Origin of the sequence: Humibacillus sp. DSM 29435 (assembly GCF_001758225.1) — a bacterium.
GTDB lineage: Bacteria > Actinomycetota > Actinomycetes > Actinomycetales > Dermatophilaceae > DSM-29435.
Window position 1 is genome coordinate 72,288 of record NZ_MAST01000008.1, and the last position, 25,056, is coordinate 97,343.

Consider the following 25,056-nt stretch of genomic DNA (forward strand, 5'->3'; position numbering starts at 1 on the left):
GTGCTGCTCAGGGCGCTGGGCGGTCCAGGGCATCACGCAGCTGACCCCTCGACGTCACTCCGAGCTTGGGGAACAGTCGGTACAGATGCGACCCGACGGTGCGGTGCGAGAGGAAGAGCCGCTGGGCGATGTCGCGGTTGGACAGCCCCTCGGCCGCCAGCCGGGCGATCTGCAGCTCCTGTGGTGAGAGGGTCTCCCAGGGTCGAACCCTCGGTTCGGCGCTCGTCTCCCCCGTGGCCCGCAGCTCGTGGCGGGCGCGGACGGCCCACGGCACGATGCCGAGCGCGTCGCAGCTGTCCCGCGCGTCACGCAGCGGCGCTCGGGCATCGGAGATCCGTCGCTGCCGGCGCAGCCATCTGCCGTGCTCCAGGAGCAGACGGGCCCGGTACCACGGCCAGCGTGACAGGGGGGAGGCGAGCGCATCTCGGAAGGCGACGTCCGCCTTGTCGTCGTCGGCGAGCAGCGGGGCCGCGTAACGGAAGGCCAGGTCGCTCCAGGGCGAGACCGCGACGCCGGGTCGCGCGCGCAGGGCTTCGAGCAGCGTGCGGTCGTCGGCCGAGACACCACAGCGCGCGCCGGCCTCGACGAGGTCGCCCAGCCCCCACACCCCTTGCACGGGGTGGAAAGACGGGTCGGACGGGTCGAACAGGCGTCGCAGATGGTCGTGGGCCTCGTCGTAGAGACCATCAGCGATGGCGCTGACGCCGCGAACGTACTGGATGCCGCTGAGCACCGGGTTCGCTCGCAACGGGAGTGCGAGCCGTTCGGCCTGTTCGGTCAGCCGCAGCCCAGCCTCGGCGTCACCGCGCAGTGCCGCGATCATCGCCTGGCCGGTCATCGCGGCCGCTCGCCACAGTGGTTGGTGGCTCTCGTCCGACAGGCGCACGGCCTCGTCGAGGGCAGGGACGGCGGTCTGCCAGTCGCCGAGCGCGATGGACGTCCAGGACTGGACCGTGAGCACACGCGGCAGCGCCGTCAGCTGACCCCGCGACCGGAGCTTGTCGACCACGCGGGCCTGCAGGGCCGACACCCCGGCATCCGCCCCCGTCAGGAACACCGAGACCGCGAGCTCTGCGGATGCCGGGTCGAGCTCGTCGGGACGCAGACGCCGAACCTGGTCGACGATCAACCTGCCGTGCCTGCTGGGGTCGGCGTAGCCGAGGATCGAAAGTCGTCGTGGGTCAGCAGGGCCCAGGGGCAAGGACTCGGCCACCGCGACCACCTCGTCACAAGCCTGCTGGCCCGGGTCGCTCGACCAGGCGTGTGCTGCGGCGGCGAGCAGCACTCGCACCGCGAGGTCGGTGGCCCCATCGTCGATCAGACGTGCAGCGAGGTTCGCCAGGGAACGGATTCGTCCGGGGTCACCCGGTGTCTGGGCCAGCAGGGCGTCACGCACCAGCGCGACCCGTGCCTCCGCTCGAAGACCGGCGACGAGGGGCTCGGCCCTGGCCAACAGCTCCGCGGCGCGCACCGGTTCGTCGATCTCCAAACGCAGCTCGGCGGCGTGGAGCAGGCGGTCACCCTCGCGGCGGCGGTCGGGGCTGAGCTCGGCAGCCCGTTCCCAGGTGCTCGCGCTCAACGCCTTCGAGCCGTGCAGGTCGCCCGACCTCGCCCGCTGCTCCAGCGCGGCCGCCACTGCCTCGTCGGGCCGCCCGGCTGCCGAGGCCAGGTGCCAGACCTGACGGTCGGGCCGCGTGGCGAGCACCGCCCCGAGGGCCGCGTGTGCCTGCCGTCGCTGGTCGAGGCCCGACGACTGGTAGATCGCGGATCTCACCAGGGGATGGTGGAACCTCACCTGAGTGCCCAGCATGTCGACCAGCCCCGCCGCTACGGCCGGTGAGAAGACCGCGGCGGTCACCAGCTCGCCGGGGACCTGTCTGGCCGTGGCCGCGATGATCTCCTCGAGGTCGAGCCCGTCAGACGCGGCCGCCGTCACGAGCGCCGTACGGGTGATGGCGTTCAGGTCGGGAAGCCGGGCGGCGAAGCTGCGTTCAAGCCGCGCCGTGAGGGTCGGCTCGGAGGTCGAGCCGGCGCCCCAACGGGTCGACGGGTCGTTGGTGCTCCCACTACCCCCTCCGATCCCACCGGGTAGCTCGACGAGCGCGAGGGGGTTGCCCGCGGCAGTGTCGAGCACGCGTCGGCGAGCAGTGTCGGCGAGGTCTGGATGCCGTTGGGCAAGCACCATGCCGGCGGCCTCAGCGTCGAGCGGTTGCAGCTGGATACGCGGCAGACCCAGTTCGGACAGCGGCGTCGGGTAGCCGTCACGCAGCCCGACGAGCAGCACGATCGGGTCGGCCTCGATGCGCCGCGAGAGGAAGGAGAGCACGTGAACGCTGGCGCTGTCGATCCACTGCGCATCGTCGACGACGACGAGCAAGGGCGCGTCGGCAGCAACGTGAGTCAGGAGGTCTAGAACCGCCAGCGCGACGAGATACGGCTCCGCCGGTTGGCCTCTCACCTGCCCGAACACGGTGCGAAGCACCGCCTGCTGGTCAGGCCACAGCTGTTCGATGCGGGGTGTGATCGGGTGCAGCAGCTGGTGCAGGGCAGCGAAGGGCAATGTCGTCTCAGACTGCACTCCCGTGGCCGACACGGCCAGCATTCCCTGGTCGAGGGACTGCTCCCAGGCGTGTCGCAGCAGCGAGGTCTTGCCGATGCCGGCCGGACCGGTGACCAGCGCCGCCGTGCCCGAGTCTCCGACCCCCCGAAGCCAGGCCGCGATCGCGCCGAAGTCGGTGTCGCGTCCGAACAGCAGCTCATCGGGCTCGAGACTGCGCATCTCAGCCCCCTCCGAGGACGAGCAGTAGAGGATCGGCCCGGTCAGGGCTGGTTTTGATGCTAGTGCGCGCGCGGTGGCGGCGCACCCGACGCAAGAACGCCGGGGGGCCACGCCGGGCGAGCGATGACCTCGTGCAGGCGCTTTCAGTCATCCGACCGATACCGCACGGGTCTGCCGCGGGCCTACCGTCGGAGCAGCCGTCGCGCCTGCATCGAGGCGATGTCACCCAGCGCAGCCATCGAGGAGACACCATGAACCGCGTTCCCGACTCCGAGCTCACCATGGTTCCGGGAGGAACCCTCATCACCGCGACACCGGAAGAGGGCCGGGCTCTCGCCTTCGCCATGGCGCGACACACCATTCACAACATCCAGCCCGACCTCGACGTGCTGGCGGGCGGGCGCCCGAACTACGCCACGTCACCCGACAGCCTGATCGCGGCCGGACACGTCGTGGCCGTCGAGTTCCAGACGATCGCCGCGGCGAACCACTACTGGCGTTCGTGACCTCGATCGGCGTCGCGGCCGGGCCCGTCCCGAACGGGAGTCTGGACGGGCCCGGCTGCGATAGCACCACCGTTCAGGCGCAGCAGTGAGTTTCGACGAGCTGGTCCAGGCCGCCGGTCAGGTCATGGAGGCAGCCGGGGTGCTGGCCGTGCTGCTCGGGACCCTCATGGTGGCGGGGCAGGCTCTCGGCCGGCTCGCCCGACACGAGCCCGCTGTCTATGTCGGCTTTCGTCAAGGGCTCGGCCGATCGATCCTGCTCGGCCTGGAGCTGCTCGTGGCGGCCGACATCGTGCGCACCGTGGCCACCCGCCCGACCCTCGCGAGCGTCACCGTGCTCGCCGCGATCGTGCTCATCCGCAGTTTTCTCAGTCTGGCCCTCGAACTTGAGGTGACCGGCCGGTGGCCGTGGCAGCCTCGTTCAGAGGTCCGTCCAGAGGTCACCGGTCGCTGAGCTCAGGGTCGCGCATCGACCACGGTCGCCTCGACCGTGACGTCGGACCTGAGCGAGTTGGCGATGAAGCACCCTTCGTGGCCTTCGTGCACCAGCCGAACCACGAGGTCGTGGTCGGTGCCGGCTGCCACCGTGATCGTCGGCCGCAGACGGATGGTCTCGATGCTCATCGGCCCGTCGCCCTCGCTCATCGTGCCAACAGCGGCATCCTCGTAGTGCAGCACGTCGACGTGTTCGCGAGTGGCCACGGCGAGGAACGCCAGGAGCTGGCACGAGCTGGCCGCCATGACGAGCAGCTGCTCGGGGTTGAGGCGGTCGCCGTGACCACGAAAGCGCGGGCCGGCACTCAGCTCGACCGCCGCTGTTGCCGGTGGGCGGTCGCCCGGTGGTCACGGGTGTAGGCGCGTAGGCCCTCGCCGGTGGAGCCGCTCCAGAGCAGCGTGGTCGTGTACGTGTGATCGGTCATCTCGCCACCATGACACGACGTCGTTCGACCGCGCATCCGTCACTCGACTGGTCACGAGGGCGGCAGCTCAGGACTGGTCGAGCCAGCGGATGACCGCCTGGACGCGGCGGTTGCCGGCCGGGTCCTCCCAGAGGTCGAGCTTGGTCATGATCGAGCGCACGTGAGACTCCACCGTTCGTGCCGACAGGGTGAGCCGGTGGGCGATCGCGCTGTTTGACAGCCCCTGTGCCATGAGCTCCAGAACAGACCGTTCTCGTTCGGCGAGGGCCGCGAGCTGGTCGCGGTTGCGGTGTCGGGCCAACAGCTCGTCGGTGATGAGCGGGTCGATGACCGTGCGACCGGCGGCCACCGCCCGGGCGGCATCCAGGAACTCGTCCAGTGCCGTGACTCGTTCCTTCAGCAGGTACCCCAGTCCCGAGGTCTGGCGGGTCAGCAGGTCGGCGGCGGCTCCGGCATGAACCGACTGGCTGAGCACGAGCACGGCCAGGCCCGGTTGCTCGGTGCGCAGCAACGACGCCGCGCGCAGCCCCTCGTCGCCCTGCTCCGGTGGCATCCGAACGTCCGTGATCATCAGGCGCGGTCGCGTGGCCCGTACGGTGGCCAGCACGGATTCATAGTCACCGGCCTCACCGACGACGCCGAAACCGTCGTCCCGCAACAGGCTGACCAGACCGGCACGGATGAGCGCAACGTCCTCCGCGACGACGACGGTGATGGGCGTGTCATCGACGTTCCGCGGCCACGTGATGGCGTGCACCAGCTGAGCGGGCTCCCCGATCGACGTGGCCAGCTCGTCGGACCAGTGAGCAGGGGCCGGTGTGGGCAGGAGCATCCGCACAACCTCGGTGGCGAGGATGTCGCCCGGGTGCCCCCGCTCTGCAAGCTCGCGAACCAGCGCGACAGACGCGGGTTCCGCAGCATCGGCCCGGTAGGTCACCTCGGCAACGTGGAGCGCGAGCGACGTTGCGGGATGGTCCTGCTCAGCCTGCTGCCAGTCGATGGCCGCGGCCACGGCATCCGCCGTGCCCGTGAACAAGGCCAGCCCGGACCGATGCGGGAACCGACCGCCGTGCCACTCGACCCGCGCGCGGACCGCCGGTGTCGGTCCGGGAGCGTTGTGCGGCCACGCCAGCAGGGTCGTGGTCGTCATGGGTGGTCTGGCCCAGTCTCGGTCGGCAGGCGAATCACCCAGCCAGGGCCGTGGCTCGACACCGTGCCGCCGAGGGCCGTAACGCGGTCACGCACGTCATCCGCGGGCGCGGGGCTGGTGAGGATGACCAGACACGGACCATCCTCACCCATCGTCTCCTCCACGGTTGCGGTCGGGTCGGCCTGCGCTGCCAGATAGGTGGTCATCTCGATGACGGGAGCGTACCGACGATCCGGCACCAGGTGGCCGCCCAGTGAGGCGCGCAGGCCGCCGGTCGCCAGCGAAGCGGAGAGCACCCCGTGCGAGATGGCTCGTACGTCGGCGGCGACAGCGGTCAGCCGCGCCACGACATCCGCCATCGGCGTCCCGCCGGCCAGTGCTTGCGCCACGCGGTCGAGCTCGGCCAACGGGCCGTTCACGAGCGTTGTGCGCAGGGCTGATCGTGGCTCGTCGGAGGCGACCAGCAGTCGTTCCGCCAATGTTCGCGCCTGTTCGAGGTCGCTGGCGGCGGATGCCCGCAGGCGCTCGGTCTCCATGATGAGCCCCGCCCCGGTCGCCACGATCTCGACGGCGTCGGGGTGGGCGGTGGTGGCGGCGTCCTGGTCGATGAGTCCGATGAGTCGCGATCCGCGGACGATGACCGTGGTGGCGCGGTCGGCAGTTCCGGTCTCGAGAGAGGCGCTGCTGCCTGCGGCGCTCACCCAGGTCTGCGCGCCGTCGACCGGATAGCGGACTCGGATCGATGGGTCGGCGAGTGCCCGTGAGAGGTACTGCTCGACGTTGACGGTCGACGTGCGGGGGGCGGGAGTGCCTGCCAGTGACGTCGGGATTCGAACGGTCAGGTCGACCCAGCCGATGCCGGCAGCGAGAGCCCCGACCAGGAAGGCGGGCAGGATGACGAAGAGCGTCGAGTCGAGAACGAAGGACAGGTCGCGTGTCGGTGAACCGAAGGTGCAGGCGACCGCCCAGACCTCGCTGGCGGTGAGGGCCAGGGCCCAGCCGGCGACGGGCCACATGATGGGGCGCGCCGCGACCCGCGAGGCTCGCGGCATCCGGCGCACCACGGAGGTGCCAGCGAGTACGAGCGGCCCCGTGCACACCAGTGCTGAGTGAAGGATGAGCAGGAGCTTCGTCAGATCTCCGACGGGGCCGGGCGACCTCGTGAACCACAGGGCGGTCGGGACGGACCTTCCGATGACGAGCACGAGGCCCAGCACGACACCGAGCGCCGTGGCTGCCCAGAAGCAGCGGGACACGAGGCGCACGGCGCGCAGGGGGAAGATCAGTGCGGTGTACCGCGACACGACGAGCGCCGGCAGGGGCGCCGCCAGGAGCGCAGTGACGCCCGCGAACTGCGCCACCGGCCCGAGGTCCGTGGTGCGACAGGCTGCGAGCATCGTGGCCAGGACCGTGAGCCCGAGCAGCGGGCCGGTGGGCTCATCGGGATGCCGTGCCGTCATGGCCGTGGCCAGGGCGGGAGCGGCGAGCGCGCACAGAGAGACGAAGACTGCCTGCCCACTGTCGATGCGGTCGATGCCGATGTGTGTGACGATTCCGGTCCAGCCCGCGCCCAGCGCGATGAGGGTGCCGACCCACAGCGCCGCCACCTCGAGACGTCGGCGAGTCATGCCTTCACCGCACGGTTCCCATTCGGCCGACGTACCCGGATGCCCAGCACTGTGCCGCCCAGAGGGGGGCTCGTCACGTGGACGGAGCCGTCGAGGGCATCCAGCCGACTGGCGATGCTGGGGGGTACGTCGGTGACGGCGCCGATGCCGTCATCGCTGACGCTCAGTTCGGCATGCACGGCGTCGACGGCCAGGCGCACCCGGATCAGACCTGCGCCCGAGTGTTTGACCGCGTTCGTGATCGCCTCGCCGGCGGCGAGGTACAGGGTCAGGGCCAGGGGGTCATCGGCCGGTAGGTCACCGACGGCGTCGACCAGGGCGGGGATGGGGCACACCGTGGCGAGGGCGTGCAGCGCGCCGGCCAGCCCGTCGGCCAGCGCCGCTGGTGTCGCCTGGTCGACGAGCGCAAGAATCTCGCGACGGACCTCACCGATCTGGTCGATGATGATGTCCGGCCCGGGCGCACCACGTCTGGCCGTCAGCCCTGCCGCCAGCGCCAGCCCGACGAGCAGCTGCTGAGCCCCGTCGTGGAGGTCCCGCTCCAGCTGGCGTCGGCCGCTGTCGGTGGCCGCCACCAGCTCGCGTGATCGAGCACGCACCTCGGCTCGCCGCGCGTCCGCGATGGCGGTGGCCCGTTCGTTCGCTGACCGCGCGGCGATGAGACTGACCGCCAGGTCGGCGAGCAGCGGTGACAGCGGCGTAGAGGCGGCGACCTCCAGCGCGGCCGTCGTCGAACCCGTCTCGTCCAGCACGGGTAGGAGTCGCCGAGTGCCGTCGGCCTCGGGCAAGGTGACGCCGACCGCGTCGATCCAGCTGCCGTCCGGGCGCCGGTAGCGAACCAGCGCCGTCGGGTCGCCGGTGGTGGCCACTGCTGCCGCAGAGGGACTGATGACGGCCGGTGCGGACTGCAGGTCGACCTCGCGGTGCTGACGACCCAGAGAGACGGCGCGGCGACGGCGACGGGCTCCGACGAGCACGCCGAGCGCTACGAACCCGATCATGAAGTACGGGCCGAGGAGGGTGATGACCCGCCAGATGCTCAGGGCTGGGCCGTAGCCGAGCAGGTTGCCGAAGACCTGCCAGCCGAGGTGCAGCACGAGCAGCGACGCGCAGATGAACACTCCGGACGTCGTGATGGGCGTGATCAGCGGCCGGACGGCGGGTGGCACCGAGCGCTGCCGACGCACCAGAACCACCAGCACGATGGCAGCCGGAAGGGCCTGCGTGGCCAGGGCCTGGAGGGGGTCGACGACGCGAAACACCGTGGGGACGGCGAACAGGGCCTCGAACGGGTCCGGCCAGTCCTGGGATGCGCTCGGGTGACGGCTGAAGACACCCCCCACGAAGACGAGCACGGCGCCGGCCACGGTCCACCAGGTGACGATGCTTACGAGGCGTCGGCTCGGGCGCCCGGTCGGCCAGCTGAGGACGATGACGACGATGAGGGGTTCAATGACGACACCGACCCAGGCGAGATCACCGGCCAAGCGCGATCGTGGCCAGCAGTAGCAGATGAGGGCGAGCCAGTCTGCGGCGGCGGCCAGGTAGAGCAGGCCACCGGTCGGGTTGGCCGGAGCGCGCCACCACCACCACCACCCGACACCCAGCCCGAGAACCCCCCCAACCAGGCGCACGCTGACGAGGACGACGTTGTAGCCGTCCCAGGCGGCGCCACGCATCCAGTTCTGTTTGATGAGAACGGTCCCGATGACGACGAGGGCGACGGCAACGACTGCCATGGCCGGGAGCAGAGCTGAGTTGCGGCGAGCGTCCAAGAGACGACGCATACCGGCACCTCCTTCTGCATCGGAGCTATCGCGTGTGCTCGTGATTCCCCGAACCGCGGTGCGCGTCGTCACGGGACGAGGATCGTGGCGGTGGCGGAGGTGGGCACGGCGTCGGTGATCTTGAGAACGTAGCGCCCTGCGAGCCCGGTCGGCACGGGTATACACATGAGGATGTTCGGGCTGGACTGGTCTGTGTTCCACACCTTGAGGGGTGGGCTGATGACCGCAGCTGTCGTACCGTCGGGGGCGGTGATGCTCATCTGCCCGATGACGTTGCCACCCACGGCCACCGACCCGGCGCCTGCGGTGCCGTTCAAGGCAATCACGGACACCGACTTGGCCGACGGGATGAAGGCCGTCAGTGGCGGAACACCCGAACATGACCATGGCAGCAGCTGCGCCGAGGTGATCCGGTAGTAGATGTGACCAGGAGTGGTCAGCCGGGCGGGCGGTCTCAGCGCGACCGGGCGCTCACCTGACCCGGACGCGCCGGCTCGCAGCGGAACGAGCCATTGGTGGTTCGCCGCCTTGCCGAGCACGAGTACCGCCTTGTCGAATGACGCTCCGGCTGGGGCGGGAAAGGCAAGGGTCGAGGTGGCCGAGGTGCCGGCGACGACCTGGGCATCGGGGGTGACCGACTGGATCGGCACCAGGCCGGACCCGTCTCCGGGGTCGAAGCTGATCTCCTGGGCGTTCTCGTTGAGCCGCCGGTCGACCTGGGAGGTATTCGTCAGCGTGACCCCGATGGTGATGAGGTGAGTTGTCGGGTCGATGCTGGCCGCCTTGACCGCTACCTTGAACCCGGCCAGCCATCCGCTCGCATCGAGAGTGACCGACTGCGCGACCGGCACTGCCGGGCCCACGGACGACGGGGTGGCTCCGGGCCTGGGGGTGTCCCCAGGCCGCGGGGTGTCCCCAGGCCTCACGGTGTCTCCTGGCCTCGGGGTCGGGGTCTGCTGACTGGTCGGGGTCGGCACGCCGACTGCGGTGCGGGAGGTACCGGCAGGTGTTGCCCCGGTTCCGGCGCCGCACCCCGTGAGCGATCCGGCGACGACCAGGCCCAGGCTGATGATGGCGATGCGCTGCAGTCTCGTTGTCATACCAATGACGCTAGAGATCGGCCATTCTTCGAACCTCCGTGCTGCCACGCAACATTTCCCCCAGCGTCAGCCGATGAGAAGGGGTGGCACGGATCCGTGGTGCGACTGACACGCGTGACACTTACTCCGGTAGACAGCGCTCGTTGCTGCCTGCCCCCTCATCGAAAGAAGCGAACCCATGACGTCGCAACCCGAATCCGCTTCCGAGGTCCGCACCCCGCAGAAGGTCGTCGAGGAGTATTTCTCCCGTCTTCATCGACGGGAGGAAGCGGCCTTCGACCTGGTGGCCGAGGACTTCATCAACCACGCTGCGACGCCCCAGGGCCGGACCGGAATGCGGCAGATCTCGCTCGTCCTCGACCACGACCTCGGGAGTCCCGAGATCCGCATCCACCACGTGGTCGCCGCAGGCGACCTGGTGTCGGTTCACCTCGACCTGGTGGGCACCCACACCGCGTCGACATCTCCGCTCTTGAGCGCTGTTCCGCCCACCGGCAAGCCCCTCGTCTGGACCTTCATGCACCTGTTCCGGGTCAGCAACGGCATGATCGCCGAGCACTGGGCCTGTCGCGACGACCTCGGTCTGCTGGTGCAGCTGGGCGCTTTTCAAACACCCAGCCCGTAGGCACGAGGAACTGACCAACCCTTCAGTGACCATCCGCATCGCTCGATGCCACCACCCAACCCTGCGAGGCCGGGCAGGGGCCCGGATTCGGTCTAACACATCGGCGCCGAGGATGACGGGGTGAGGGGCGTTCCTATGTGGGGCGACATGTCCAGGTCCAGCACCGACAAAGACATTGGCGGGGGCCGCTCGCCCCAGATGTGCGCCAGGAACCGTCATTCGCCGCCCGTGCGGCCGTCGGCTTGCTGCTCGTCCTCGGGGATGTGCAGCACGATGTTCTTGACGGATTGTTACAAATCGCCCCGATCCCCCAATATGTGACTACCGAACTCACAGGAAAGCGAACTTAAGACGATGAGCAGCGATACCACGCCCACGCCCGACTCTGCCACAGAGAACATCGCTCCACTGCCCGCTCACGCGCGGCATTCCCGCTGCGGGCCTGCCTCGGCGGGGCCTCAACCGTCGAAGAAGACCATGAAGCACCTGATCGGCTACTCAGCCACCGCCCTCGCCCTCGGTGCAGCGGGCTGCGGCGCAGACACCAGCACTTTGCCCGCCGCCACCGTCCCGCCCGTCACCATCACGCAAAGTGTGACTCCACCCCCGATTGCTCAGACGGTCACCCAGACAGTGCGTGAGACCGTGACTTCAACCGCCCCCGAACTGGCAGTCACCACTGGCGCGGCAGCGCCGAAGGCGGCCGGCAAGATCACCGTTCCCGACGGTGTCGGTATGAACTATCAAGAGGCTCAAGACACCTGGAGGGCAACCGGCCTACACGTCGCTCCCGCCAAAGACGCAACCGGCGCGAACCGCCTGCCCGTCTTGGACTCGAATTGGATCGTGCTGTCCCAGGACCTGGAGCCCGGCAGCAAGGTCGCAGCCGACTCCTTCATCACCGCAACCATCAAGAAGAAGACCGATGACTGAGCACGGTGCGGCGGACAGGTGATTACTGCGAATCCGGCTGAAGCGCGATATTTGCCCATCGAGCTGGCCCCGAAAGCGCGGAGTCACCAAACCACAAGGCTGTAAGCAGTTGAGGCCCGCACCGACAGAAGTCGGTGCGGGCCTCTGACCTGCAAAAACACGGTCGGGCTGACAGGATTTGAACTTGTTCACTCGGCAGATCCCGAGGTCTCTCTGACCAGCAGTTTTGCCCAGCAATAGTAGGCTGACCTGCAAGGACGTCCACCTGGTCGATGGACCATGATGGACGGAAGTGGTCATGAATACACGTTCGTTCTTGCACGTATCTTGCACGGAGGGGCATCACAGTGCGCAAACCTGAGGAGCCCAAGGAGGCAGACGCGCCGGCTCCGGCACGTCCTGCGGGAGGAAACAACTCCGGGCGGCGTCGAGGATTCGGCAATCTTCGCCGGCTGCCATCACGGCGATATCAAGCCAGCTATCTCGGGCCAGACGCCAAGCGTCACCTTGCCCCCACCACGTTCCAGACCAAGGGGGACGCGGAGGGGTGGCTCAGCATCCAACGGGCCGCGATGACAGAGAACCGCTGGCGTCCTGCCCCCCGCTCCCCCGCAACGCGTCCAACCTTCGATGTCTACGCACACCAATGGTTGGTGGGTCGCGAACTTAAGGCCCGCACCCGGGCGGAGTACGCACGCCTCATCAACGTTCTCGTACCCGTCTTCGGCGATACTCCGCTCGATGCGATCACCCCCGAAGCGGTGAGGTCGTGGCATGCGGCCTGGGGCTCCGGTCGTCCCACTGCTCGCGCTCACGCCTACTCGCTCCTGCGAACCATCTTGAACACGGCCGTTGAGGAAGAGGCCCTGTCCACCAATCCGTGTCGCATCCGTGGCGCAGGCCGGGCCCCAGTCCGTCATGGCATGCGCCCGGCAACAATCGACGAGCTCACGCAGATTGCTCAGGCGATGCCTGAGCGATACCGCCTCATGGTGCACCTGGCCGCGTGGTGCGCCCTAAGGTTCGGGGAACTGACCGAGCTACGTCTCAAGGACGTCGACGAGCGTGCCTGCCTGATCCGCGTTCGGCGTGCCGTGACCTGGCCCGGTGGTCAGCCCGAGGTCGGAACCCCGAAGTCGGCGGCCGGCATACGAGACGTCAGCATCCCGCCGCACCTCATTCCCGTGATCCGCGACCACCTCGCGTCTCACGCCCAGCGCGGGCCGGACGGCCTGGTCTTTCCAAACACCGACGGCCACCACATGCACCACGGCAGTCTTTACAAGGTCTACAAGCCCGCTCGGTCTGCCGCAGGACGACCCGACCTGCGATGGCACGACCTTCGCCACACCGGTGCCACACTCGCTGCTCACGCTGGGGCCACCACCCGTGAACTGATGGACCGCCTCGGGCACTCCACCTCAGCAATGGCAATGCGCTATCAACACGTAGCTGACGACCGTCCGGCCGAGATCGCGAGACGCTTATCAGCACTGGCCCAGCAAGAGGGTGAGCCTGCCCGTAACTAACATCTGACCGTTCCCGGTTTGGTGGACACGAGGGCTGACACGGTCAAGTGCGAGCCATGGAGACACCACCACCTTGTCTCTGCAGCTGCTTAGTGATCTCGTCATTTGCCGTGTCAATCAGGGCGCGAGTGGCCCGCTCAGCCTCTTCTGCACTGCCGGACTCGATCGCATCCGTGATCGCTTGGTGGGACGCGACGGTCTCCGGTCCGAGGTCGTCTGGGAGAAGGTGTAGGTCTTCACGCGCCCTCAGCGCGGCCTCAACTGCGCCGGCGATCTGGGCCAGGATTCGATTCCCAGACCCGGTGAGGAGATCGGTGTGAAAGGCGATGTCGGCGGTGGTAAATGCACTCGCGTCGCCAGACTCGATGGCGGCTGACATCGCCTCGCAGTGCGACCGTAGCGTGGCGACTGCTGCTTCCTGTTCTCGAGTCTGCGCGAACCGTCTGGCGGCCAATGGTTCGACGGCAGTCCGCAGTTCGACAAGTTCCCTCAGTTGGGAGTCACGAGCCGGTCCCGCTACGCGCCACCCGATGACGTCACGGTCCAGCAGGTCCCAGCGCTCAACCGGCAGCACTCGCGTTCCGGTCTTCGGACGTGCCTCGACCATCCCCTTGGTTTCCAAGACCTTGAACGCCTCACGCACCACGGTTCGTGACACCCCGAAATGGCTCCCGATCTCGTCAGGCACGAGTTGCGAGTCGTAGCCTAACTCGCCGGCGGCAATGGCTTGCCCGAGCTCGTCCACCACGAGGGCATGCATGCCTCGTGGTGGACGAAGTGGTTGCGCTGCCATTGGGGGTCCTTCCTTCTCTGTCGGTGCCGCTATTGTGCCCGCCGGTCACCGTCGACGCGCGTTCAGGCGAACCGCACGCCAAGGCCGCCGTCCACTGCCCAGTCTGCGCCAGTCACGAACCCGGCCCGGCGAGACCCGAGAAAGCAGACGACCTGAGCGACGTCCTGCGGCGTTCCAAACCGTCCAAGTGGTTGCACAGCCAAGGCCCGCGCCCTGACATCCGGATCGAGATGCTGGTCGAAGTACTCCTCGACCAGCGCGGTGGCGATGTAGCCGGGGCTCACCGAATTGACTCGAATTCCGTGGGGGGCGACGTCCAGAGCGAGACTGCGGGTCATGCCGACGAGGCCCGCCTTAGCGGCTGCGTAAGGGAACATGCCCGCGCACGTCAGTGTCGCGTGCAGGGACGCCAGGTTCACGATGGACCCGTGCCCGGCTGCGATCATGGCGGGGAGGACCTCCTTGGAGGTCAACCACGCCCCTTTTAGGTCGACGTCGAAGACCGCATCCCACTCAGAGGTGGTCATCGTGGTCGCGTCTGCGTACGCGTTGCGGCCCGCGTTGTTGACCAGGACGGTCACATCGCCGACGGAGGCAGACACGGCGGAGATGGCACCAGTGACTGACTCCGGGCTGGTGACATCCATGCAGGCCGAGAAAACGTCGTGACCGCGAGCGGCGAGCACCTGAGCCGATACATGAACCGCATCGCCCATGACATCGACGAGCGCGACCAGTGCTCCTTCTTCAGCTGCCCGCTCGGCGCAGGCGAGGCCGATGCCGCGGGCGGCGCCGGTCACCAGGACGACCTCGCCCGCAAGAAGGCCTCCACTCATCCGGGGTACTCCTCCGTAACTTTCTCGCAGGCACTTGACTCTGCATTCGCGAACGCCGCGGCGTCGCGCAACAACTGCAGGTTCTCACGCATTCTCCCCGGTGTCGTACTGGCGAGCGCAGATCCGATACCGACGGCGAACGCCCCTGCTCGCAGCCAGGCCGGGACGGAGTCGATGCTCACTCCTCCGGTCGGCACGATGTGCAGTTGAGGCAGTGCTTCACGAACATCGGCCAATGCTGCGGGTGTCCACAGTCGTGCGGGGAACAGCTTGACTGCGTGGGCTCCGAGCTCGTGGGCATGCAGCATTTCTGTCGGCGTGGCGCACCCGGGCACGACAACGACTCCGTACCGTCCGGCGGCCGCGATGACCTCGGGGTGCAACGCCGGCGTCACGAGCAGTCGCGCACCCGCGCGGATGGCGGAGATAGCGGAGACGGCATCCAGGACGGTACCTGCCCCGACTAATGCCATCGGGTGGGCACGCACAACTCGGCGGATGGCGTCGAGGGCGTCCGGGGTGGTCAAGGAGATCTCGACCACGCCCGCGCCCAAGGACAACAGAGCGCTCGTTTGCACGAACGCCGTGTCGGCGTCTGGGGCACGAACGATGGCGATGTACCGGTAGGTGGCGATAGCGGTGAGGGTGCTCAGACTGGTTGGTCGGTGCCGCGCCCCCGCGAGGGTGGGGGCATGTCGCTCTGGCTGTGATTTGGTCACGGGGTCTCCTATCGGAGAACGTCGGCGCCGGAGGTGCCGAGGTCAGTCAGTTCCTGGCGGGTGGGCAGGCCTTCGATGTCACCACGGGTCGCCACGACGAGTGAGGCCACAGTGCAGGCTCGCTTGAGTCTTTCGGAGATCGGGAGCTCGTCGACATGGGCGCTGAGCCAGCCGGCTGCGAACGCGTCACCCGCCCCCACCGGGTCGACCACGGGAACAGGGCGTGCCGGCTGGTGCCAAGAGCGGGTTCCGTCGGTCGCGTAAGCGCCGTCCGCTCCTCGTTTGACGACGACGGTCGTGGGACCCGCGGCGAGGCACGCCTGGGGGTCGGGCAGCTCGAGGGTGAGCATCTCGGTGTCGCCGATGAGAACGGTGTCTGCCTTGGGAATGAGGCGCGCCATCAGGTCGCGCCATGTCACCGCGTCCGCCAGTCGCAACCGCACGTTGGGGTCGAAGCTGACGTGGACGCCGCTCTGGCGGGCAGTGTCCATGGCGAGCTCGACCGCAGCAAACGCCGAGTCGCTCAGGACTGCACTGAGACCGGTGACGTGCAGGACTCGGGCGTCACGCAGTACCTCCATGCGGAGGTCATCAGGGTGCAGGGCGGCTCCGGCGCTGTTGCTGCGGTGATATTCCACCGTGACGGGGCGACCTGCGGGGGCGTCACGCAGCAGCAACCCCGTTCCTCGTTCCGGATCCGTCACCAGGTGCTCGATGTCGACACCCTCGCCCTGTAGACGGGCCCGGACACGGCGTCCGGACGGGTCAGCGCCGACGCGCCCGAACATGGTGACGTGGTGTCCGAGTCTGGACAGGCCGCAGGCGACGTTAGCCTCGGCGCCGGCGATGGACGCCACGAAGGTCGGCGTCTGGCTGCTCGACAATCCGTCCACGGCCAGGAGCAGCAGCATGGTCTCGCCCAGGGTGACGACGTCGGTGGACACTCGCACGCCCGTCACCGACTCACCTGTGGGAGGTCGGCTGCGAACTCGTCGAGGAACGCATCCACGGTGTCTTGCTCTGTCTTGTCGAGAACCCATCCCGGCGCCCGGCAAACGTCGGTCTCGGTCAGCCCGCGCCGCATCGACACGCGCTTCTCCGCGGCGACGATGAGTTCGACATGCTGCATCCAGTACGACAGATAGGGCAGCATCCGTTGGTGCAGTGAGGTGGCCCCAACGGTGTCACCGGAGGTCCATAGACTCCAGAAGTGCTGGTATAGCTCGGTGAACGAGCAACCCGGCTGAACACCGACCGCACCACGTCGCAGCGCGTCCGGCAGCTGTAGCCCGGCGTACCCGACCATGCTCGGCAACGGCCGGGGAAGCAACGTGAGCGCCTCGATGAAGCGGCCGGGCGGGGCCGACTCCACCTTGACGTATGCGAGGTTCTCGTGCGCGTCGGCAAGCGCCCCGATAGCCTCCACCGTCAGGCACGTGCCCGTCTGCGCCGGTGCGTACTGCAGGACGACCGGGGTGGGAGCCACCGCCGTGAGGATGGCGCTTACGTGTGCGAGGACTTGGCCGGCCGACGGTCCGAGCTGATGGGGGGGGAGGATGTTGATCAAATCCGCGCCGGCCGTGACGGCTCGGGTAGCGCGCCGAACCGCCAAGTGGGTCGAGTGGTGCGGGACGGACACGACAGCGGCAGTTGAGGATCCGGCGGTCTGCCGGAGTAGCTCCGCGGTGAGCGCGTCTACCTCCGTGTCAGACAGTTTCAGCATTTCAGATGCGAACCCGGGGAACATGACACTGGCCACGCCCGTGGACAGCACATGGTCCACGATGCGTGAGAACCCGTCGATATCGAGTGTCTCGTCGTCCCGGAATGCAACCTCCAGGACGGGGCACACCCCAGACGGCACATTGGAGATGTCTCCCCCCCTCAAAGTGCGCAAGTCGTCGACCACCTCTGAGCGCGGTCCGCCAACGGCGTAGAAGCCACAGCCTGCTGGCACAAAGGTTCAGGCGGCCCAGCCCAATCATCAGCCATTTCAGAAGCTCGGGCGTTCGGGGGCGTCGCCGCTGCCGCCCACGAGAAAGTCGAGGTCGGCACCGGAGTCGGCCTGCGTCACATGGTCAACGTACAACCGTGTCCAGCCCCGCGCGCTTCGAGGTGGCGGTGCAGACCAGTCGACCAATCGCTGGGCCAGCTCTTCATCGGGTACCAGTGCGTTGATCCGTCGGGAAGGCACGTCCAGTTCGATCAGGTCGCCGGTGCGGATCAAAGCCAGCGGTCCCCCGGCAGCCGCCTCGGGCGCCACGTGCAGGATGCAGGTGCCGTAGGCGGTGCCGCTCATCCGCGCGTCGGTGATGCGGACCATGTCGGTGATGCCGGCGGCCAGGATGCGCTGCGGCAGAGGGAGGTTGCCCACCTCAGGCATCCCCGGGTAGCCGCGCGGGCCGAGGTTGCGAACCACGAGAACGGTGTCGGCGTCTACCGGTAGCTCCGGGTCGTCGACCACGTCGAGGTAGTCCTGCAGTGCGTCGAAGACGAGGGCGGGCCCGGTATGCGTCATCAGGTGCGGTGACGCGGCAGAGATCTTGAGGACGGCCCCGTCGGGCGCGAGGTTGCCACGCAGCACCGCCGTGCCGGAACCGGCCGGCTGGACGGGGTCAGAGAGGTCCCGGATGACGGTCACGTCGTAAGGCGCTTCAGGTGCGACGCTTTCCGAGAGCGTCTTTCCCGTTACCGTCAGGGCGTTGAGGTCGAGCAGGGGCGCCATTTGACGCAGTAGGGCTGGGACGCCGCCTGCGTACGCGAACTCCTCCATGAGGAACCGCCCGCTCGGCAGCAGGTCAGTCAGCAGCGGTACGTCGCGCCCGATGGTGTCGAAGTCGGCCAGGGTGAGGGAGACCTCGAGCCGTCCGGCGAGAGCAAGCAGGTGTAGGACGGCGTTCGTCGAGCCGCCGAGGGCGGCGTTGACCTTGACTGCGTTCTCCAAGGCGGCACGCGTCATGATGTCAGACGGCCGGATCGGCTCCCGCGCCAGTTCGACGGCACGCATTCCAGTGAGTTCCGCGAGCGCCGTGCGCCGTGAGTCGACCGCGGGATATGCGGCGGCACCGGGCAACTGCATACCGAGCGCTTCGGTCAGGCACGCCATTGTCGATGCCGTACCCATCGTCATGCAGTGCCCCGCAGAGCGGTTCAGGCAGGTTTCGAACTCGGTGAAGTCGGCTCGGGACGCTGCTCCCACACGCAGCGCCTCGGTCATCCTCCAGATATCCGTACCGGAGCCGACGTCCTTGCCGCGGAACTTCCCATTCAGCATGGGGCCCCCGGTCAGCAGTATCGTGGGCAGGTCGACGCTCGCTGCACCCATCAGGGCCGCGGGGGTCGTCTTGTCGCAACCGGTCAGCAGTACAGCGGCATCAAGGGGGTTGGCGCGCAGGTCCTCCTCTACCTCCATTGCCATGAGGTTGCGATACAACATCGAGGACGGCCGCAAGAACGGCTCTCCCAAACTCATGATGGGGAACTCCAGCGGTAAACCGCCGGCCGCGAGGACGCCCCGTTTCACGGCTTCAGCCAGTGAGCGCAGGTGCGCGTTGCACGGCGTGAGCTCGCTGAACGTGTTACCGATGCCGATCACCGGGCGGCCTTCGAGCATGGGGCTGCTCACCCCCATCGCGCGCAGGTGGTGCCGGGCGATGAACCCGTTCTTACCACCGTCACCGAGCCAGGTGCGTGAACGCAACGTATCGCTCATCCCTTCACGGCCCCAGCCGACAAACCGGAGACGAAAGCCTTCTGTGCAAAGACGAACAGGGCGACAACGGGAATCATCGAAAGGACGGAGGCTGCGATGAGTAGATGCGTGACAGGGATCGCAGGAAAGGTTCGAAGCGAGTTGATGAACACGGGATACGTCTTCTGGTCCTGGAGGTAGGTCAACGGAAGCAACAGCTGTGTCCAGCTGGACAGGAAGAGCCAGATCATCAGGCCCGCGACTCCGGGTCGCAGGATGGGCAAGACAACCTTGCGAAATGTCATGAGCTCTCCAGCACCGTCGATGCGGGCAGCTTCGAGAATCTCGTCTGGCACCGTGCTGATGACGAACTGGCGCATCCAGAATATGCCGAACGCCGGTGCGAGCTGGGGCAGGATGACCGCCCACAGCGAGTTCAACAGCCCGAGCCTCGATATGATGATGTAGTTGGTCGTCAGGGAGACCATGAGTGGAATCATCATGGTGGCCAGCAGGATTCGGAAGAGGAGGTCGCGGCCTGGGAAGTGCATCTTTGCGAACGCGTAGCCAGCGAGGGTGGCGAAGTAGGCGCCGGCGATGGTGACCACACCCGACACAACGAGACTGTTGCGCACGGCTGGCCAGAACTCCTGGTTCTGCAGCAGCAGTCGATAGTTCTCGAGGGTGAACGCATTGGGGATGACACGCTGCTTGGCTCCCAAGATCTGTTCCTTGGGTAAGAATGAGGTCGAGACGAGCCAGTAGATGGGAAAGACCATCGCGAGCCCTACGATCCACAGGAGGGCATTGGTGGACAGCACTCCGAACCACCGGGCCCTTCGCCCCGGTCCCCGAGACCCTTGCTCGGCCTCGCAATCCGCGAGAGCAGCGCTCGAACGCAGCGCACCGGCACCGGCACCGGCACCTCGGACACGGCCCTGGGCCACCGCTGCAGTCGGTTGGGTCGTAGACCCCAGAACGTCACCAGCCGCCGCTGGCCGCGACGAGCGCTGGATGGGTGTCTCAGTCATTGCGGGTAACCCTCAGCTGCAGCAGGGACAGGACCAAGACGACTGCGGCAACCGTGTACGAGATGGCGGAGGCGTAGCCGAGGTTGAAGTACTCGAAACCCTGTTTGAACATGTACGTGCCCAAGGTCAGTCCGGCTTGGTCCGGTCCTGCATCCGATCCGAACAGGACGTACGGTTCGTCGAACAGGTTGAAGGTGCCGATCGTCGACATGATGGTGGTGAACACCAGGGTGGGTTTCGACATCGGGACGATGATGCGCCAGAACGTCTGCCAGGCCGTCGCGCCGTCGACCCGGGCTGACTCGATGACATCGGTCGGGAGCGACTGGAGGGCCGCCAGGTGAATGGTCATGTTGTAGCCGACCCAGCGCCACAGGATGACCGCGGCCAGCACCGGCATGGCCACGTCTGGGTTGTTCTTCAGGTCTATCGCTGGTAGCCCGAGCGACTGGAGCACGATGTTGGGTAGCCCGAACACCGGGTCCATCAGGAGGAGGAAGAGGACACCGACCACGACGAGGGAAGGCAGGACGGGAAGGAAGAAGAAGGTGCGTAGCAGCGATTTGGCCCGAACCAGCTTTGAGTTCAACACGTACGCTAGAGCGAGCGCACCCAGTGAAAGGGCTGGCACGGTCAGCACCCAAAGGATGACGGTGTGCCACAACGCCTTCAGGAACGCCGGGTCCGACAGCAGCGCCGTGTAGTTGCCTAGAGCAACATACTGGCCACCGTTCCCGCCCTTCCAGTTGGTCAGGGACAACCCAGCAGAAGCGATCACGGCCACCAGCTGGAAGATGCCGAACACGAGGAAGAAGGGGGCGATGAAGGCGAAGGCGGCCCACTGTTTGCGCCCCGACGAGGCCTTCGGACGCCGCTCCGCCTTGGGCCTACGCCCGCGCAGACCCAAGGCGGAGCTGGGCGTCGGGGCTGTCACCTCACTGTGCCTTGTCGGTATCGGCGGCAACAGAGTCAAGCATGGACTTCGCGTCACCGGTGCCCGCGAGGAACGGACGGAGACGCTGCTTGAAGGCAGACTCAAGCTGGTTCGTTTTCAGGTTTTCGTAAAAGATCGGCGCGTCCTGAGCGGACTTCGCGACGATTTTCAGGAACGGGTCGTTGCCGAAGTACGGGTCACCAGCCTGAAAGCGTGCATCCTTCGCGGCGGGCAGAAACAGGTTCTCGACCAGCCCACCAACCTGGTAGTTCTTCCACCGTGAGTCCACGCGAAGCAGCCAGAACTGCAGGAACTTCCACGCCGCTTCGGGGTTCTTCGACTGCCCTGTGATCGCGATGGACGTGCCCCCGCGGATCGCGCCCCGGTTCCCGCCTGCGGTGAATGCGGGCAGTTCCATGGCGCCCCACTTACCGCTCATGTCCTTCAGAGTGGATTTGAGCGCGAAGGAGACCGAAGCCTGCTGCAGGATGGTCGCTACCTGATCGCCCTCGAACGCGGCCTTCTCCGCTTGTCCCGACGAGACATCGTTGAGGCTGATACCTGCCGTGCGGAACTTGGCGAGCATTTCGAGTGCTGTGACGCCCTCCGGCGCGTTAACGGCCACCTTGCCGTCCTTCGAGAAGTACAAACCCCCCTGCTGGTTCAGCATCATGTTGAAGTCGCTCATGATGTGGCCGGCAATGCCGTTGTCATTCGAGACCGGCAATGACATCACCATTTTTGTCTTGCCGCCGGAGGCGGTGTTCAGCGCCTTCCCTGCGGTGATGTAGTCGTCCCATGTCTTTATGCTGCTCGGGTCGATCCCGTACTTCTTGAACAGGTCTCGCCGATACACCATGACCGCTGCGTCAGCCTCCCAAGGGGCGGCCTGCAGCTGGCCGTTCGGACGAGCGATCTTGTCCCACTTGAACTCAGGGAAGTCGGTCTTGTAGGGCGTGAGACAGTCCGTCAGGTCGATCAACGGGAGGTTCCAGAACCGCGGCGCGTCCCGGTCCTGGACCATGGACATATCCGGGGCTCCCGCACCGCCGGCCAACGCGGTGGCCAGTTTGGTGTGCGTGTCAGACGTGGAGAAGTCGACGAACTTGACGTTGATGTTGGGGTAGATCTTGTGGAAGTCATCCATGACGTTCTTGGGAACGAGGTTGTACCAGCCCCAGAAAGTCAGGTCTGCCTTGATGGAGGGGTCAGGCGTCAGTGGCGCCGTTCCGGTGGGGTCGGGCTTTTGCTTGCTACAGAAGCTGGCTGGCAGCGCCGAGGCGCCGTCGGTTGACCCACCGGGTCCGGCGGGGCCACCAGCCGCACTCGCGCAGGCCGACGCGGTCAGGACGGCGGTGAGTGCAACACCAAGCCGCAAGGCGGCTCGCGGGGAGAAGCGGGTCATGGGTCCTCCGAGTACGAGTAATTAAGTAGTATAGTATGACTGTAGTATCATTGCCCTTGTCAAGGCTTTGCCGTGAAGTCATCCGACAGACCGACGAACGGATCGGTGCGGGCTGGTACGAGCAGTTCCCGGGTGCGGTTCAAACCCCAGTCGTCCAGCACTGCCAGCCGATCCGAACTGATACGTGCTGCGCTGTAGCGGCTCACGTGCTCAGACCACTCCTCTCGCCGTTCGATTCCGGGCCGGAGCATGAAGCAGTCGGCGTCATTGAGCCAGAACCGGCCTTGAGTGAACGCCCGCCCTTGGCTGGAGACGAGTGCGCTGGCCAAGCCGGGGCGAGAGTAGTCGGCGCCGGCAGGAGCCCACGTGAGGCCGACGTCAGGGCCGACGCGCATCGTGTCGACGAGTCCGATGGAGGGGAACATCGGCGCACCACAGCCCTGCAGGATGACGTCAGGCCCGATGGCGTCACGGATGAGGGTCAGGGCGTGTCGATAGGCGGTGATGGCATCCACGTCTTTGTCGTGACGGGCGCCGGGAAGGGCACCGGCGAACATGAAGTCGACCATCAGATATCCCATGCCGTAAGAGACCCAAGTCTGAAGCACGTCACGGATATAGGCCGCGGCCCCTGGATGGGTGATGTCGAGCGCGAAGCAGTCCTGGTCCCAGTTGTACAGGGCCACCGTGGGAGCCCCGTCCGCCGTTCGCACGACCCACTCAGGGTGCTCCGCGTACAGCCGGCTGTCCTCGCCCACGAGAAGGGGCGCGATCCAGAGTCCGGGTGTTCGGCCGCGCTGCGTGACCGCGTCGAGCGCACCCGGCAGGGAGGTGAAGCCGCCGGCCAGCTCGAGCCAGTCGCCGATACCGGCCTGGAACGCGTCGTCGAGTCTTACGACGCCAATGTCCAGACCGAGCCGATCCATGGCCTCAAGGTTCTCGATGAGGTCCGTCTCCGTGAAATGGGTGAAGTACTGGTACCAGCTGGCCCAGATTGGCGGCGTCGGCCGCAGTCGGGGGCGTCCGACCCGATCGAGGTATCGGTCGGCATACCGGGCCAAGGCGCCCGCGATACCACCGGGACCTTTGTCGACAACGACTTCGACAGGCCCGTCGGAACTGATGCTGACGACGCGTCGAGGCCCGTGACCCGGTTCGGCCTTGGCGCGGATGGTGGGAACGACGGAGCGGCCGTCGAGCGCCCCAACCACCGTCACCGGCCCGTTCGGTTCCCCTTGAACGGCGAGGAGGCCGTCACCCTGGTAGCTGTCATCGGGTTTAGGCACATCGGGGCGATAGCCGCTGATGGCGCGTGCCGCGCTTTGCGGGCGGTGACTCGGCGTTCCGAGGACGTACGCGCTGGAGGGTGTCCAGGACTGCCATCCGAACTCGTAGACGCGGGCGCGGTAGTCGGTGGCGGCACTTTCGGCGACCATGTCAAAACGGGTCATGCTCTCTCCTTGGCGCCCTGGTTGAGGTGATCGTGAGCCTCCTCTCTGCAGTTCGGCCCTGAACGACCGATCCTGACGTGCCTAGCTGGGCCCGGAGAGGACTTCGGTGGCGTGGCCATTCCGGTGTTCATGGAAACGCCTCACCCCGGCTCATCACCCGCGAGAGTGCTTCAACGATCAACGCACGTGACTCGTCGCCAAAACTCAGGTGCGCCGAGATGCGGACGCGATCGTGGCGGACACTGACGGTGACACCCTGTTCAGCGAGCTCGCGCCGGACCCGTTCGGAGTCGATGCCTGGCAAAGTGAAAGACACAACCGGCCCACGCTGCTCGAGACCCCACTTCGCTCCGATGACGTCTGCGTCGAAGGTGGCCAGCGTCTCGAGCACGCTTTGGACCACCTGCTGCTGTCGAAGGTGAACACCGGCGGGGCCAACGGCGTCGAGGGCCGACAGTGCGGCGTGCAAACCTGCGGCCGCTTCGAGGTCGACGTTGCTCGGAAGCAATCGTTCCGGTCCGCGCCCAAGGCTCGCGCTGACCACCGTCGCGTCGGGTGCAAGCTCCGGCATGGACGGCCAGCCGCCTAGTGCAGATTGAAGCCGGTCAACGACGTGGTCCCTCACCGCGAATACGGCCGCGCCCTGACCAGCTCGTAACCATTTTTGGCCACCGGCAACAACGACGTCTGCCGCATGCAGCTGGAGATCACAGATCCCAAGGCCCTGAATCGCGTCGACGACGAGGAGGCGGTGAGGGCCGATGACATCACGAATCTCAGACAGAGGTGCTCGCCACCCGGTGGCATAGTCGACCGCGGACACTGTGACCGCGATCGTGTTCGTGGTCAGCGCTCGGGCGATCTGGTCAGCACCAATGCTTCCATCCGGCGCCCGAGATGCCCGGGTGATGGTGGGCCCGCCGCGCGCGGAGGCCCGCAGCCAGGGAACGACGTTTGCCGGGAACTCCCCTACCGGCACGATGACGTCTCCTTGCGACGGCAGGGCAAACGCAACGCTCATCAGCGCTGCAGATGTCGAGGGTGCGATGGCACATTCGTGCTCGGCGAATCCCACGACATTGGCGGCCTGGTTCCTGGCCAGCTCTAGCAGATCCTCCAACGACGACACCGCGCCGACCCGTCCGCCCGCAAGCGTCTCCAGCGCCTTTACCCTGGCGGCCATGACACTGCCCAACGGCGGCCCCACCCTGGCGAAGTCCAGGTATCCAGGCGCTTCTCGAC

At 67.0% G+C, this 25,056-nt stretch carries 22 protein-coding genes; 5 read left to right on the forward strand and 17 right to left on the reverse strand.

Features of this window, described 5'->3' with window-relative positions; translation table 11 throughout:
• Positions 1-7 precede the first annotated feature (7 nt).
• Positions 8-2,779, reverse strand: coding sequence for an AAA family ATPase (locus BA895_RS06905; RefSeq protein ID WP_070191162.1), 2,772 nt, complete (start codon positions 2,777-2,779; stop codon positions 8-10).
• A 251-nt stretch (positions 2,780-3,030) separates the two neighbouring features.
• On the opposite strand from BA895_RS06905, the gene BA895_RS06910 reads away from it, so the two are divergent.
• Together BA895_RS06910 and BA895_RS06915 are read left to right on the forward strand one after the other, a co-directional pair.
• A complete protein-coding gene (locus BA895_RS06910) occupies positions 3,031-3,285 on the forward strand; it encodes a hexameric tyrosine-coordinated heme protein (protein WP_070191163.1) in 255 nt (84 codons plus the stop codon).
• 85 nt (positions 3,286-3,370) lie between these two features.
• Positions 3,371-3,736, forward strand: a complete 366-nt coding sequence (locus tag BA895_RS06915; protein ID WP_070191164.1) for a DUF1622 domain-containing protein — start codon at positions 3,371-3,373, stop codon at positions 3,734-3,736.
• 2 nt (positions 3,737-3,738) lie between these two features.
• On the opposite strand, the gene BA895_RS24155 is transcribed toward BA895_RS06915, so the two are convergent.
• The 5 genes from BA895_RS24155 to BA895_RS06940 form a co-directional block, all read right to left on the reverse strand.
• Positions 3,739-4,023 (reverse strand): OsmC family protein, encoded by a 285-nt coding sequence (locus tag BA895_RS24155; protein ID WP_217493841.1) that lies wholly within the window; start codon positions 4,021-4,023, stop codon positions 3,739-3,741.
• Positions 4,024-4,269: 246 nt separating this feature from the next.
• A complete protein-coding gene (locus BA895_RS24345; protein ID WP_254666362.1) occupies positions 4,270-5,352 on the reverse strand; it encodes a response regulator transcription factor in 1,083 nt (360 codons plus the stop codon).
• Positions 5,349-6,980, reverse strand: coding sequence for a hypothetical protein (locus BA895_RS06930; protein ID WP_070191165.1), 1,632 nt, complete (start codon positions 6,978-6,980; stop codon positions 5,349-5,351). The genes BA895_RS24345 and BA895_RS06930 overlap by 4 nt, the downstream gene beginning before the upstream one ends.
• A complete protein-coding gene (locus BA895_RS06935; protein WP_175442263.1) occupies positions 6,977-8,767 on the reverse strand; it encodes a sensor histidine kinase in 1,791 nt (596 codons plus the stop codon). Before BA895_RS06935 ends, BA895_RS06930 begins: the two co-directional genes overlap by 4 nt.
• 68 nt (positions 8,768-8,835) lie before the next feature.
• A complete protein-coding gene (locus BA895_RS06940; RefSeq protein ID WP_139142537.1) occupies positions 8,836-9,867 on the reverse strand; it encodes a hypothetical protein in 1,032 nt (343 codons plus the stop codon).
• 178 nt (positions 9,868-10,045) lie between these two features.
• On the opposite strand from BA895_RS06940, the gene BA895_RS06945 reads away from it, so the two are divergent.
• The 3 genes from BA895_RS06945 to BA895_RS24350 all read left to right on the forward strand — a co-directional run bounded on the left by BA895_RS06945 (position 10,046) and on the right by BA895_RS24350 (position 12,954).
• Positions 10,046-10,492 carry an ester cyclase gene (locus BA895_RS06945; RefSeq protein ID WP_070191168.1) on the forward strand — a complete coding sequence of 149 codons (447 nt, stop codon included), beginning with the start codon at positions 10,046-10,048 and terminating at the stop codon, positions 10,490-10,492.
• A gap of 477 nt (positions 10,493-10,969) precedes the next feature.
• On the forward strand, positions 10,970-11,425 hold the full coding sequence (locus BA895_RS06950) for a PASTA domain-containing protein (protein WP_070191169.1): 456 nt from the start codon (positions 10,970-10,972) through the stop codon (positions 11,423-11,425).
• A 923-nt stretch (positions 11,426-12,348) separates the two neighbouring features.
• Complete coding sequence (locus BA895_RS24350; protein ID WP_256388431.1) at positions 12,349-12,954, forward strand: site-specific integrase; 606 nt, start codon at positions 12,349-12,351, stop codon at positions 12,952-12,954.
• A 43-nt stretch (positions 12,955-12,997) separates the two neighbouring features.
• On the opposite strand, the gene BA895_RS06960 is transcribed toward BA895_RS24350, so the two are convergent.
• The 11 genes from BA895_RS06960 to BA895_RS07010 all read right to left on the reverse strand — a co-directional run bounded on the left by BA895_RS06960 (position 12,998) and on the right by BA895_RS07010 (position 24,997).
• Positions 12,998-13,714 carry a FadR/GntR family transcriptional regulator gene (locus tag BA895_RS06960; protein ID WP_070191170.1) on the reverse strand — a complete coding sequence of 239 codons (717 nt, stop codon included), beginning with the start codon at positions 13,712-13,714 and terminating at the stop codon, positions 12,998-13,000.
• Positions 13,715-13,809: 95 nt separating this feature from the next.
• Positions 13,810-14,583, reverse strand: a complete 774-nt coding sequence (locus tag BA895_RS06965) for an SDR family NAD(P)-dependent oxidoreductase (protein ID WP_070191171.1) — start codon at positions 14,581-14,583, stop codon at positions 13,810-13,812.
• Entirely contained in the window at positions 14,580-15,302 is a 723-nt protein-coding gene (locus tag BA895_RS06970; protein ID WP_217493842.1) for a bifunctional 4-hydroxy-2-oxoglutarate aldolase/2-dehydro-3-deoxy-phosphogluconate aldolase, read from the reverse strand. Before BA895_RS06970 ends, BA895_RS06965 begins: the two co-directional genes overlap by 4 nt.
• Before the next feature lie 8 nt (positions 15,303-15,310).
• The gene (locus tag BA895_RS06975; RefSeq protein WP_070191207.1) at positions 15,311-16,246 is read right to left on the reverse strand and encodes a sugar kinase; all 936 of its coding nucleotides are present in this window, start codon (positions 16,244-16,246) and stop codon (positions 15,311-15,313) included.
• Between the two features lie 11 nt (positions 16,247-16,257).
• Positions 16,258-17,211 carry a dihydrodipicolinate synthase family protein gene (locus BA895_RS06980; RefSeq protein WP_217493843.1) on the reverse strand — a complete coding sequence of 318 codons (954 nt, stop codon included), beginning with the start codon at positions 17,209-17,211 and terminating at the stop codon, positions 16,258-16,260.
• 84 nt (positions 17,212-17,295) lie between these two features.
• Complete coding sequence (locus BA895_RS06985) at positions 17,296-19,014, reverse strand: IlvD/Edd family dehydratase (RefSeq protein ID WP_070191172.1); 1,719 nt, start codon at positions 19,012-19,014, stop codon at positions 17,296-17,298.
• Positions 19,011-19,715, reverse strand: coding sequence for a carbohydrate ABC transporter permease (locus tag BA895_RS06990; RefSeq protein ID WP_175442264.1), 705 nt, complete (start codon positions 19,713-19,715; stop codon positions 19,011-19,013). Before BA895_RS06990 ends, BA895_RS06985 begins: the two co-directional genes overlap by 4 nt.
• A gap of 301 nt (positions 19,716-20,016) precedes the next feature.
• A complete protein-coding gene (locus BA895_RS06995; RefSeq protein ID WP_175442265.1) occupies positions 20,017-20,829 on the reverse strand; it encodes a carbohydrate ABC transporter permease in 813 nt (270 codons plus the stop codon).
• Positions 20,830-20,959: 130 nt separating this feature from the next.
• On the reverse strand, positions 20,960-22,363 hold the full coding sequence (locus BA895_RS07000) for an extracellular solute-binding protein (RefSeq protein ID WP_083283070.1): 1,404 nt from the start codon (positions 22,361-22,363) through the stop codon (positions 20,960-20,962).
• A gap of 59 nt (positions 22,364-22,422) precedes the next feature.
• Positions 22,423-23,814 (reverse strand): glycoside hydrolase family 36 protein, encoded by a 1,392-nt coding sequence (locus tag BA895_RS07005; RefSeq protein WP_070191174.1) that lies wholly within the window; start codon positions 23,812-23,814, stop codon positions 22,423-22,425.
• A 127-nt stretch (positions 23,815-23,941) separates the two neighbouring features.
• A complete protein-coding gene (locus tag BA895_RS07010; RefSeq protein WP_175442266.1) occupies positions 23,942-24,997 on the reverse strand; it encodes an aminotransferase class V-fold PLP-dependent enzyme in 1,056 nt (351 codons plus the stop codon).
• Between the last annotated feature and the right edge of the window lie 59 nt (positions 24,998-25,056).

Coding starts and splice junctions, on each gene's coding strand:
- BA895_RS07000 (WP_083283070.1), bottom strand. CDS start 22,363: ATGACCCGCTTCTCCCCGCGAGCCGCCTTGCGGCTTGGTGTTGCACTC.
- BA895_RS07010 (WP_175442266.1), bottom strand. CDS start 24,997: ATGGCCGCCAGGGTAAAGGCGCTGGAGACGCTTGCGGGCGGACGGGTC.
- BA895_RS06960 (WP_070191170.1), bottom strand. CDS start 13,714: ATGCATGCCCTCGTGGTGGACGAGCTCGGGCAAGCCATTGCCGCCGGC.
- BA895_RS06935 (WP_175442263.1), bottom strand. CDS start 8,767: ATGCGTCGTCTCTTGGACGCTCGCCGCAACTCAGCTCTGCTCCCGGCC.
- BA895_RS06945 (WP_070191168.1), top strand. CDS start 10,046: ATGACGTCGCAACCCGAATCCGCTTCCGAGGTCCGCACCCCGCAGAAG.
- BA895_RS24350 (WP_256388431.1), top strand. CDS start 12,349: ATGCGCCCGGCAACAATCGACGAGCTCACGCAGATTGCTCAGGCGATG.
- BA895_RS06985 (WP_070191172.1), bottom strand. CDS start 19,014: ATGAGCGATACGTTGCGTTCACGCACCTGGCTCGGTGACGGTGGTAAG.
- BA895_RS06910 (WP_070191163.1), top strand. CDS start 3,031: ATGAACCGCGTTCCCGACTCCGAGCTCACCATGGTTCCGGGAGGAACC.
- BA895_RS24155 (WP_217493841.1), bottom strand. CDS start 4,023: ATGGCGGCCAGCTCGTGCCAGCTCCTGGCGTTCCTCGCCGTGGCCACT.
- BA895_RS07005 (WP_070191174.1), bottom strand. CDS start 23,814: ATGACCCGTTTTGACATGGTCGCCGAAAGTGCCGCCACCGACTACCGC.
- BA895_RS06950 (WP_070191169.1), top strand. CDS start 10,970: ATGAAGCACCTGATCGGCTACTCAGCCACCGCCCTCGCCCTCGGTGCA.
- BA895_RS06930 (WP_070191165.1), bottom strand. CDS start 6,980: ATGACTCGCCGACGTCTCGAGGTGGCGGCGCTGTGGGTCGGCACCCTC.
- BA895_RS06905 (WP_070191162.1), bottom strand. CDS start 2,779: ATGCGCAGTCTCGAGCCCGATGAGCTGCTGTTCGGACGCGACACCGAC.
- BA895_RS06965 (WP_070191171.1), bottom strand. CDS start 14,583: ATGAGTGGAGGCCTTCTTGCGGGCGAGGTCGTCCTGGTGACCGGCGCC.
- BA895_RS06940 (WP_139142537.1), bottom strand. CDS start 9,867: ATGACAACGAGACTGCAGCGCATCGCCATCATCAGCCTGGGCCTGGTC.
- BA895_RS24345 (WP_254666362.1), bottom strand. CDS start 5,352: ATGACGACCACGACCCTGCTGGCGTGGCCGCACAACGCTCCCGGACCG.